This window comes from Streptacidiphilus pinicola (genome assembly GCF_003258295.1).
Lineage (GTDB): Bacteria > Actinomycetota > Actinomycetes > Streptomycetales > Streptomycetaceae > Streptacidiphilus > Streptacidiphilus pinicola.
The window spans coordinates 24528-33712 of record NZ_QKYN01000084.1 but is presented as its reverse complement, the minus strand read 5'-3'; the positions used below and the strand labels follow the sequence as shown (position 1 = coordinate 33712).

Annotated in this window: 12 protein-coding genes; 7 read left to right on the top strand and 5 right to left on the bottom strand. The window is 68.4% G+C overall.

Annotated elements, in window-relative coordinates:
- The 6 genes from DN069_RS21640 to DN069_RS21615 form a co-directional block, all read left to right on the top strand.
- Positions 1 to 450: DNA-directed RNA polymerase subunit alpha C-terminal domain-containing protein (locus tag DN069_RS21640; protein ID WP_279387920.1), on the top strand; the 450-nt coding region annotated here is incomplete at its 5' end.
- 111 nt (positions 451 to 561) lie between these two features.
- Positions 562 to 741, top strand: coding sequence for a hypothetical protein (locus DN069_RS39470; RefSeq protein WP_133260003.1), 180 nt, complete (start codon positions 562 to 564; stop codon positions 739 to 741).
- 142 nt (positions 742 to 883) lie between these two features.
- The gene (locus tag DN069_RS21635; protein ID WP_111503290.1) at positions 884 to 1108 is read left to right on the top strand and encodes a hypothetical protein; all 225 of its coding nucleotides are present in this window, start codon (positions 884 to 886) and stop codon (positions 1106 to 1108) included.
- 74 nt (positions 1109 to 1182) lie between these two features.
- Positions 1183 to 1686, top strand: coding sequence for an NUDIX domain-containing protein (locus DN069_RS21630; RefSeq protein WP_207892218.1), 504 nt, complete (start codon positions 1183 to 1185; stop codon positions 1684 to 1686).
- Between the two features lie 428 nt (positions 1687 to 2114).
- Positions 2115 to 2423, top strand: a complete 309-nt coding sequence (locus DN069_RS21620; RefSeq protein WP_111503284.1) for a hypothetical protein — start codon at positions 2115 to 2117, stop codon at positions 2421 to 2423.
- A gap of 81 nt (positions 2424 to 2504) precedes the next feature.
- Positions 2505 to 2792 carry a hypothetical protein gene (locus DN069_RS21615; RefSeq protein ID WP_111503282.1) on the top strand — a complete coding sequence of 96 codons (288 nt, stop codon included), beginning with the start codon at positions 2505 to 2507 and terminating at the stop codon, positions 2790 to 2792.
- A 327-nt stretch (positions 2793 to 3119) separates the two neighbouring features.
- Here the strand turns inward: DN069_RS21615 and DN069_RS21610 are convergent, their stop codons facing one another.
- The 3 genes from DN069_RS21610 to DN069_RS42900 all read right to left on the bottom strand — a co-directional run bounded on the left by DN069_RS21610 (position 3120) and on the right by DN069_RS42900 (position 6031).
- Entirely contained in the window at positions 3120 to 3548 is a 429-nt protein-coding gene (locus DN069_RS21610) for a ribonuclease domain-containing protein (protein ID WP_111503280.1), read from the bottom strand.
- 187 nt (positions 3549 to 3735) lie between these two features.
- Positions 3736 to 5304, bottom strand: coding sequence for an oleate hydratase (locus tag DN069_RS21605; RefSeq protein ID WP_111503298.1), 1569 nt, complete (start codon positions 5302 to 5304; stop codon positions 3736 to 3738).
- 541 nt (positions 5305 to 5845) lie between these two features.
- Positions 5846 to 6031, bottom strand: coding sequence for a hypothetical protein (locus tag DN069_RS42900; RefSeq protein WP_424556312.1), 186 nt, complete (start codon positions 6029 to 6031; stop codon positions 5846 to 5848).
- A 131-nt stretch (positions 6032 to 6162) separates the two neighbouring features.
- Here DN069_RS42900 and DN069_RS21595 point away from each other — a divergent pair, with 131 nt between their 5' ends.
- Entirely contained in the window at positions 6163 to 6807 is a 645-nt protein-coding gene (locus DN069_RS21595; protein WP_133260002.1) for a hypothetical protein, read from the top strand.
- A gap of 850 nt (positions 6808 to 7657) precedes the next feature.
- Here the strand turns inward: DN069_RS21595 and DN069_RS21590 are convergent.
- Together DN069_RS21590 and DN069_RS21585 are read right to left on the bottom strand one after the other, a co-directional pair.
- Positions 7658 to 8302 (bottom strand): ester cyclase, encoded by a 645-nt coding sequence (locus DN069_RS21590; protein ID WP_243639544.1) that lies wholly within the window; start codon positions 8300 to 8302, stop codon positions 7658 to 7660.
- Positions 8303 to 8598: 296 nt separating this feature from the next.
- A complete protein-coding gene (locus DN069_RS21585; protein WP_111503274.1) occupies positions 8599 to 9165 on the bottom strand; it encodes a nucleoside deaminase in 567 nt (188 codons plus the stop codon).
- Positions 9166 to 9185 lie beyond the last annotated feature (20 nt).

Genomic DNA, 9185 nt, shown 5'->3' with positions numbered 1-9185 from the left:
ACCGACTTCGACAAGCTGATCGCCGACGTCGAGACCAAGCCGGCCATGCGTCCGCGCGACGCCATGGCGTCGGCCGGCAAGACCCTGGTCGAGCTGTTCGGCCTGGCGCGCGAACTGAACATCGACGCCGAGGGCATCGACATGGGCCCCTCCCCGACGGACACCGCTTTCGCCGCCGATCTGGCGCTACCGATCGAGCAGCTGGAACTCACCGTCCGCTCCTACAACTGCCTCAAGCGCGAGGGCATCCACACCGTGGGTGAGCTCGTCGCCCGCTCCGAGGCCGACCTGCTCGACATCCGCAACTTCGGTACGAAGTCGATCGACGAGGTCAAGGCGAAGCTGGCCGACATGGGAATGGGCTTCAAGGACAGCCCGCCCGGATTCGACCCGACCGCAGCCGCCCTCGGCGATGCGGACGCGAGCTTCCTCGAGACCGAACAGTACTGACCGCTGCGCCGGGTTGCGCGGAGCCGGGAGTCGCCTCCCGGACCGTGCGACCGGTGAGGCAAACAGCCACGCTACGGCAGCTCAGATACCCTGCTGGTCAGCTCCGTTGTCGTGCGGCAACCGCTTCGGAGGCCTCCGTCCCGGTACCCGTCGGAGGGCTCGCGCGGCTCCACCTGCGTCGGAGCCGCGGCCCCGGTCGAGGTGCTGTACGACCGGCTCTGCCGGGACGAGTACCGCGATGTCTTCGACGCGCTGGCCGCGCGCGGCCGCCCCGCCGACCAGCGCTGCTGACCCCGGCCCGCACCAGACGGGCAAAATGGCGGCCCCTGGCGCAGTTCGGGGTAGACACTGGGCCGGTGAACAATCCCGTGCAGGCATCGGATGGATTCCTGCAGCTCGGACCTCCCCCGACGTCGCCGGCGTCTTCACCGCCGTGCTGGGCCCCGACCTGGACGCGCTCGCTGCGCCGCTGGAGGAAGCGGAAGACGACAACCTCGAACGGTTCATGGACCTGGTCCTCGACCTCGCTGACGTCGCCGCGGTCCTGGCCGTCGGCGTCGCCCTACGCGACGCATGCGACGCCGAGGACGTCATCGCCCGGCTGCTGGCCGAGGCCTTCCCCGAAGAAGCCGACCAGTCCACCCCCGAACCGGGCTGAATCGCGGACGGGATGAACGCAGTGATCAGCCGGGTTCCGTGCTCAGCGGAAGTGCAGAAAGGGAGATCGCGAGCGTGGTCAACGACACGGGGGAACAAGACCCGCACCACGACGGACCACGGGTCAGCGCCCGCGCCGTGATCCTCGATCAAGACGAACGCCTACTGGTGGTGCGTCAGCGCGCCGTCGACCGGGACGTCCACGTGTTGCCCGGCGGCCGCGTGGAGATCGGGGAGACCGCCGCCGAGGCGGTGCGCCGCGAGGTGTGGGAGGAGACCGGCCTGCGGGTCACGGTCGGCGACCTGCTGTGGGTGCGGGAGTTCCTGCCCGAACGCCACCTCGGCCACCCGCTCCACACCACGGCGATGCAGCAGTTGCAGCTGGTGTTCCACGCCCATCTGCAGGCCGACCCGGCCTCCGCCGAACCGCGGCGGCCCGACCGCTCGCAGACCGCGCTGGTGTGGCATCCCCTGGCAGATCTGGACAGTCTCACCCTGCTGCCGCTCGGCCTCAACGGCTATCTCGCAGCCCTGGCCGCCGGCCCCACCTCCCCGATGTACCTCGGCGATCTCGCGTGACGCACGAACATGGAGGCGGCGATTGGTGAGCGTTCGCAGCCGCCGCTCTCAATCCAGGGGCGCCGCGGCCGCGCCGCACTGAACGAGGACACCGCCAGCGCCCCGTGGCGGGTCATTCGACGCTGTAGATCTTCTCCATCGCGAGCATCGGTGCGTCGGCTGGCCCCTTGATGTACGGACCTCGCCAGATGATCTTGTGTTCGCGAAAGCTCGGATACCACTGCCGTAACTTGTGCATCCGGACTGGCCACTGGTGGTGGTAGACGCGTGAACTGTGCCCGGCGAACTGCGCATCACGGTCGTGTGCTGCGGTGTCTGCGCCCGGGGACAACATCGCAGGCGACCTTCGCGGTGGTTGCCCTGATCGGATGACTGAAGTCGCGACGCCTCCGGGTCTGGCGTCCCCTGGAACAGACGAAGGAGGTCCGATGGCGTCCGACAAGCCGAAAGGCAAGATCCTGGGGCGGGAGGACATCAACAGACTCATTGCCGAGGTCAAGGCTGAGATCGCCGCTGAGGCCATAGCTGCCGACCTGCAGGAGGGCCCCGGGACCGACCTGGGCGCTCGGGCGCAGAGGCTGCGGGAGTGGGCCGCCCATCAGGGCGTCCGGCATGCCGAAGCCGTCCCCGTAGCGACCTCTCAAGCCGACCAGCTCATCGCCATGATGTCCTCAATCGCCTTTCTGGTCACGTGTCAGGTCATCGACCAGCTCCTCGCGGACAGCTCAACTGACTGATGGAACACAGATCGGCACCGCCGCGCCAGCGGCTGGTCGGGGCCCGGTGGCGTATGCCGCCCGTAATCCGAGGAGGCGAGCATGACCGACTTTTTTTGGTCGGTGATCACGACCGACGGAGCGGGTCGCGAGACGGTCGCGCGTCCGATGGCACTGCCAACAGCGTCGACACAGTCCGAAGGAACAGCCACGGAACTCGCTGAGCTCATGCTTCGGCGGGAAGTCGTTCAGGCCGAAAGCAGCTCGGCGGCACAGCCCATCCGGATTGAGGTACGGATTTGGGACCGCCGGCCCGCGACGCCGGATCAGCTTCCCTTCGAGAATGCTGTCTGGGAACAGGACCGGGGAATCCAGGACATCCTTGAGTAGCTGGCAGCCGCGCGATGGGCAGCTGGGGCAACCCGGACGCGGCGGCTGGCGCGCTCGATGGCGGCCAGGATGTATTGGCGTTGGCCGGCCGGAGTGAGTGTCTTGAAAGAAGTCGCAGGTCAGCAGCGCGTTGGCCGGCTCCACTCCGTGAGCGAACAGGCCGCCTGGGTGGCCGACGAGAGCGGTGGTAGACGAGGCCGTTGAGCGGCTGATGGACCGCGCCCACGCCGCTGGGGCGGTCCTGCCGGGTGCGGGCGGACAACTGACAGAGCTCACCAAGAGATGACCGAGCATCTCGGCCTTTCCGCCCTCGCGGGCTCAGCGGGCTCAGCGCATCTGCTCGAATGTGCGGAAGAGGTCGGGGGTGTACCAGGCGGTGCCATCGCTGCCCGTGACGATGCGCTCCGGATACCGGGCCTGTCCGGGACTCTTGCGGTTGACGTCCCACTGCCGGTACTGGATCGGCCTGTCCTCACTGTCGGCAGGCGGCAGCGTCTTGTCCGGATTCGTCCAGACGGCACCGCCCTTGGTGCCTGAGCCGTCGTTCGGTGGCCACTCGCCCGCGTCGATCAACTTCAACGTCTGCCAGGCCCGGGCCGGAATGGCAGCGCGCACGGAGCCGGCCCAGGGTGCACCTGACTGCGCCAGCCTGGTACCCCCGTTCGCCGCGGCGTCAGTCGGAGCTGTCCCGGCAATGGCGAGGGCAGCCGCGGCAAGGGCAACGGCGGCAAGCACACGCTTGGCTGTGAAGGTCATGCCCCGCCAACGATCTCCAACCGCTGGAGTCACGCACGCATGCCGAGACGAAGGGCTGCTCAGTGGCCTCGGGGTGGCGGACTGTCGACCGCTCTGCAACAGGCCTCTCACGAGCGCGGAGCGCGGGGCGCGGGTGGTGGGTGTCCGGGCGCGGGCCTCGCGCTCGGACACCCGTGCGGTGTGCGGGTCAGCGGCGGTGCATGGTGGCGAGGGCTTCGACAAGGACCTTGGGGTCGTGGCGGCCCTTGAACATGGGCGGGGGCTGCTTGTCCAGGTGGAGCAGCCCGGCGACGGCGGTCCAGGCGGTGCGCACGGAGTACTCGACGGTGAAGACGACGTCGTCGGGGACTTCGGCGTACTGGCCGATGAAGGCGAGGTTGGTCGAGCCCTCGGGGACGACCTGGGGGCGGTCGCCCGCCTTGCGGACCAGGAACTGGCTGGTGATGTAGGGCATCATCGCGGAGATCACGACGGAGTTGTCCAGGATCTGCGGGCCCTGCTCGAAGTGCAGGTGCCCGAGCGCTTCTTGGAGGATCTCTCGGCTGGTGCACTCGCGCATGGGCTTGTTGACGTAGTCGCCGACCTTGTCGGGGAACAGGGCGTAGCCCCACCACACGAAGGTGTCCTCGGGCTGCTCGTGGAAGTGCGGCTGGTGGTTGAGCACGATCGTCAGCAGCCAGCTGGAGTCCTTGAAGGTGATCAGTCCGCCCTTGCCGGCCTCGCTGCCGGAGAACTTCTCCATGAGCTCGAAGAAGGTCGGGTCCTTGGTGGTGACCGTGAACGACTCCCAGGTCGAGTCCGGGATCGAGGAGTTGAACACCTTCGGGTCACCCAGCTCGCCGGGACGCTTCGCGGCCAGCGTCTCCCACAGCTTCCAGGCGCCGCTGGAGCCGGAGGCGTCCAGGGCGGGGACTGCGTCGGTGGTCGCGGTCGTGGAGTTCGCGGTCATCGACCCGTTGGTGACCATCACCAGGTCGCCGTCGCCGAGGGTGACCTGCTCGCTCACCCCGCCGCGGTTCCACGTGATCGCGGTGGCTGTCAGGGCCTTGCCGTCGGCGAGCGCGATGTCGGTGACGGTGGTGCCCTGCTGGATGGTCACGCCCTGGTCGGTGAGCCAGGCCAGCAGCGGGCGCACGATCGAGTCGTACTGGTTGAACCGGGTGCGGTAGATCCCGGACATGGAGTCGAAGGTCTTGAACAGGTGGACGAAGCGGTTGACGTAGCGGCGGAACTCGATCGCGGAGTGCCAGGGCTCGAACGCGAAAGTGGTGCACCACATCCACCAGAAGTTGGTGTGGAAGAACTCCTCGCTGAACAAGTCGGTGATCCGCTTGCCGTCCAGCAGGTGCTCCGGGGTGGAGGCGCACTTGACCAGCTCCAGCCGGTCGCGTTCGGAGAAACCCATCGAGTGCGAGTCCACGATGTTCCCCGCGGCGTCCACCAGCCGGGCGTGGTCGTCCCAGGCGAAGTCCTCGTGGAAAGCGAAGGTGTCCTCGGTCGCCGACTTCGACGGATCGTCCAGCGAGGGAATGGTGGACAGCATGTCGTAGGTGCACTCGAAGTGGATCTCGAACATTCGCCCGCCACGCATCGTGTAGCCGGTCTCCGGCGAGCCTGCCGCGTCCAGGCTCCCGCCGAGCCGGTCCTGCTCCTCCAGGATCACGATGTCCGAGCCCGCGAAGTTCCCTTCGCGGATCAGCAGCGCCGCTGCCGACAGCGACGCGATACCGCTGCCCACCAGATAAGCCTTCGCCATGAAAAGCTCCTCGTCCACACTCGAAAGCCCCCCACGACTGTGCCCGCGCCGAAAGCCTCGATCGCGGGCCACTCCCTTCGAATCCTGCGGCCCGACCACTGCCGCGGCACCGGCAGCGACCCGAACGGGCGACCGGTCACCCACCCGGGCCACAACCGCAGTCCTCACCACCGTCCGCCCAGACCGAAGCCGCCCGGTCGAGCCGGGCCCGGGGTCCTCCACGACAGTGGTGCCGGTCGCAAGGCGGACGAGATCTCTGACCACGCGATCGTGGGATGGGCCGCAGCGGCCCCAGGGCTGAGATGCGATGCGCTTTTGCGCGGTCAGTGGCCGATGGCGTGCCAGAAGGCCTGCGGTGCGGCGATCGACGACAGCAGCGCCCGCCCGCACGTAACCCGGTGTCTGCAGCAGGCCCGGCACCTGCGTGGAGGAGTAGAACCGGAACAGCCGCGTGCGCTCGTACAGCGGCGCCGCGCTCTCCTGCAGCCGGCGCATCCCGCCGCGCTGCTGCCGCTTCCACTCCACGTACATCTGATCGGCTTCACGGCTGGCCGCGATCAGATCCGTCGCGGCCCCGGGGGTGGCCGCAGGCCGTGCACCAGAGGCGGATGTCCGCATCCGCGGGCGCCAGCTGGGCGCGCTCGATCCGGCTCGTCAGCGGGGTCACACCGTGGCGTCTGATCCGCGCGTCCGGGCCCGGCCGCTCCCGCTGCACTGTCTCGCTCACCCCGCCGACCCTAGGACGGCCGGGTGCCCCCAGCCCGGCATTGCGCCGTCCGCGGGCGGGATCCCCGGGGACGAGGTTGGGCCCTGGGTCTCCTGATGACGGATTGCCCAGGTGGGGAACGACGAGCGGCCATGGCCGATTTCGACGATCCGCCATCACGCGCGAGCGCGGTGATCGTTGGAGCTGCTGTCGTATCTCGCAATGGAATGACAGAGGTGGAACGCATGCGTACATTCATGGCGCGGAGCAGCACGGTGGCCGCGGCGGCGAGTCTGATTCTGGTAGGACTTGCCGGCTCGTCGGTCGCTGCCGAGAGCAGCGTGGTGACCGTCGTAGGTGACCAGTCGTCCAAGGGCGGGGCCTCCTGGGCCCAGTGCCCCACCGGCACCCATTTGATCGGCGGAGGCTACCTGGGCGGCGAATCGCAAGCACCCGTGACCGTCAGTGCTCCCTCCATGTCACACCCGGGTATGTGGGCGGCGCAGGCGACCTACTCGTATGTCCGCGCCTATGCGCTGTGCGACAAGAAGTCCGCACCCACGAGCGCGGTGGCAGGCAGTCATGTGACAGGTGGCGGTGTCTCCTACGCGCAGTGTCCGGCGAACACCGACCTGATCGGCGGGGGTTACGCCGCACGCTTCGGCTACAACGGACTCCACCAGACCAACGATGTGATCGAGGCCGATGCACCGTCGGCCGTTCACCCCGGGGCTTGGGCCGCGAAGTCCAGCAACGGGGCTATGACCGCGTACGCGCTCTGCCGCGCCCGCGACTGAGCGGCTCCAGGCGCGCAGGGGCGGGCACCAACCGCCCCCTCGCATCGTGCGTCACCCGCCGGCCATGTACACCAGCAGGTGACGCACGAACGGGAGGAGGCGCGCGAGGGAGGAATGCCCTCCAAGCGATCAAGCAGGGCGCCCCCTGCCCCCACCACCTCCCCACCGGACAGGCCCTGGCACCACATCACCATCACCGGCCGCCCGCCCTGTCCGCCTGGGAATTCCCACACGTCGGTCACGTACAGCGCGCCGTCCTTGAAGCGTTCAACGAGGGGGCGCCGAACTGCCAGCGCTGCGGCCTCGCCGCACCCCGGCCAGCGATCCTCGCGGCATACGGCTGCCCGCCCCGGCGGGGGTGGGAGCCGCCGGGTCAATGACCCATCTTGTGCCGTTCGAACGAGTGAACTCTGCACCGTTCAGGCCGATTTCGGTGATGTGGCTTCTTGGGCCCCCGCCCTGAACGAGCAGAAGCGAACACAGAGGACGAGATCTGGATCTGCCACCGGCTGTGGCCAGCCCGCGTTCCTGGCCGGCGCAAGAGAGGGCGCAGAAGACTGCTGGCCCCACTTCGCCGAGCAGTGGGACGGGATCCACTGCAACCGGTACCCGCTCGCAGGGAAGGCGACACAGGTGGCGTGGGACGACAAGTCCTGCAGGACCTGAAGGAGCCATACTCCGTACTGCGCCCAAAACGCCGCTGACGCCCACTGCGTGCGCCGCTCACGGTGAGCGCCTGTTCGCGCTCAGACCCGGTCGAGAGGGAGCGCAACCGGGCCGCCCGCCGAGCAGAGCGTCCCACCCTGCCTGGTCCAGGGCCACGCCCGCCCGGCTGCCGCCTGGCCCTGCGTCAGGTGACGGGCTGATCCTTGGCGGCCCGGGGCTCTTCGGCCAGTTGGTTGAGCGCGCCGTCGATCAGAATGCCTGGCTGATCGGCCACGATGGGTAGGTTCCACTCCCGGTCGGCGGCGAGGAGTCCGGTCTGGGCGAGGACTGCGGCCTGGTCCCAGTAGATGTGCTCACTCGCGATCAGGCTCCCGTCGAAGTCGACGACGGCGATCACCGGGATACTGACGGGCAGGTGGGTGGGTTGGACACCGGGGAGGATCCAGGGAACTTCGATGTCGTGCGTGAACGAGACGATCATCTCGTCCACGATGCGCCTGACGTCCACGGTCCGGCTCAGCGGCGCGATGGCGAAGTCCTCAGGGTTGCGCCCGACGAACCAGCGCGCGTAGAAGTCCCGCACCGGCGCCCGGCCTCGGGCCCCCATGGCCGTCGGCACGTGCAGTACCACGGGCGCATCCGCCATCGTTGCCATGGTGGCATCGAGGTCAAGCGTGCGGAACTCGCCCGCGGTGTGTTCCTCCCAGACGCGTTCCAGCTCCGCCCGATCACCGGCGACAGTCATAGGGGCCTCCACATGCTCCGCTTCCCGTGCCGGCAACGTTGAGGGCCGTCTCCCCCACGGCAAGGGCGTGGCCCGCTTCTTCACGAGTGCCGGCACTCCCAGCTTCGGCGCACGGACGCACTCGCGCATGCCGGTCAGACCCGTCGGAGGTAGGGCCAAGCAGGGAGCGCCCCAACCGGCCCAGCACGCAAGCCCACGCACGTGGCCTTGGCGCTCGAGACGCGAAGCGCATGAGCACGAGGCGCGATCATGCCGGCTGGAAGACAACCGATCGCACGGCGGTCCCGACCCGTGTGGACGAAATAATCGGCATCCACGCCGTCAGGTGTGGCACGAGTGCCCGGCCGGGCGGAACCAATCACGGCTCTGATGCGGCCCCGTCAGTACGGGTGCCGGTCGGACTTGTCCGTCCAGGCCTTGTAGGCGTCGGCGCCCATCTCGGGATGGATCTGCTCGACCCGGATCCTCCGCTGGTCGAGAGGCCGCTGGAAGTCCTCGTACTGGAAGGCGTCGTCGAAGCCGATCTCGCGCGTGGCAGCCAGATCGCAGCTGTAGTACACGGCGTCAATGCGCGACCAGTAGATGGCACTCATGCACATCGGGCAGGGCGCTCCGCTGACGTAGATCGAGCAGCCTTGGAGCATACGGGCCCGCTCCGGCAGCGGGTCGGGGGACCCCTCGGGGCGTGGCACGTATGCCAGGGTGCTCTCGTCCTGATGCGGCGCCGAAATTGACGGTGCCTCAGGATTGAGGAGCTGTATGGCCTTTCGGATCGTCTCCACCTCGGCGTGCGCGGTGGGGTCGCCGGTGAGGAGTACGCGATTCTGTCCGCGGGCGACGATCTCCCCGTCGCAGGTGATCACGGCACCGAAGGGGCCGCCCCAGCCCATCTCCACAGACTCGGTGGCCAGCCGTACGGCTTCGGTCAGGAATTCCTTGTGCGCCATGCCACAAACCTCCGCCCAGC

Bases quoted from the DNA above. Each gene is read 5' to 3' on its own strand.
- DN069_RS21620 (WP_111503284.1), top strand. From the start codon at position 2,115: ATGGCGTCCGACAAGCCGAAAGGCAAGATCCTGGGGCGGGAGGACATC.
- DN069_RS21615 (WP_111503282.1), top strand. From the start codon at position 2,505: ATGACCGACTTTTTTTGGTCGGTGATCACGACCGACGGAGCGGGTCGC.
- DN069_RS21610 (WP_111503280.1), bottom strand. From the start codon at position 3,548: ATGACCTTCACAGCCAAGCGTGTGCTTGCCGCCGTTGCCCTTGCCGCG.
- DN069_RS21605 (WP_111503298.1), bottom strand. From the start codon at position 5,304: ATGGCGAAGGCTTATCTGGTGGGCAGCGGTATCGCGTCGCTGTCGGCA.
- DN069_RS21595 (WP_133260002.1), top strand. From the start codon at position 6,163: ATGGCCGATTTCGACGATCCGCCATCACGCGCGAGCGCGGTGATCGTT.
- DN069_RS21585 (WP_111503274.1), bottom strand. From the start codon at position 9,165: ATGGCGCACAAGGAATTCCTGACCGAAGCCGTACGGCTGGCCACCGAG.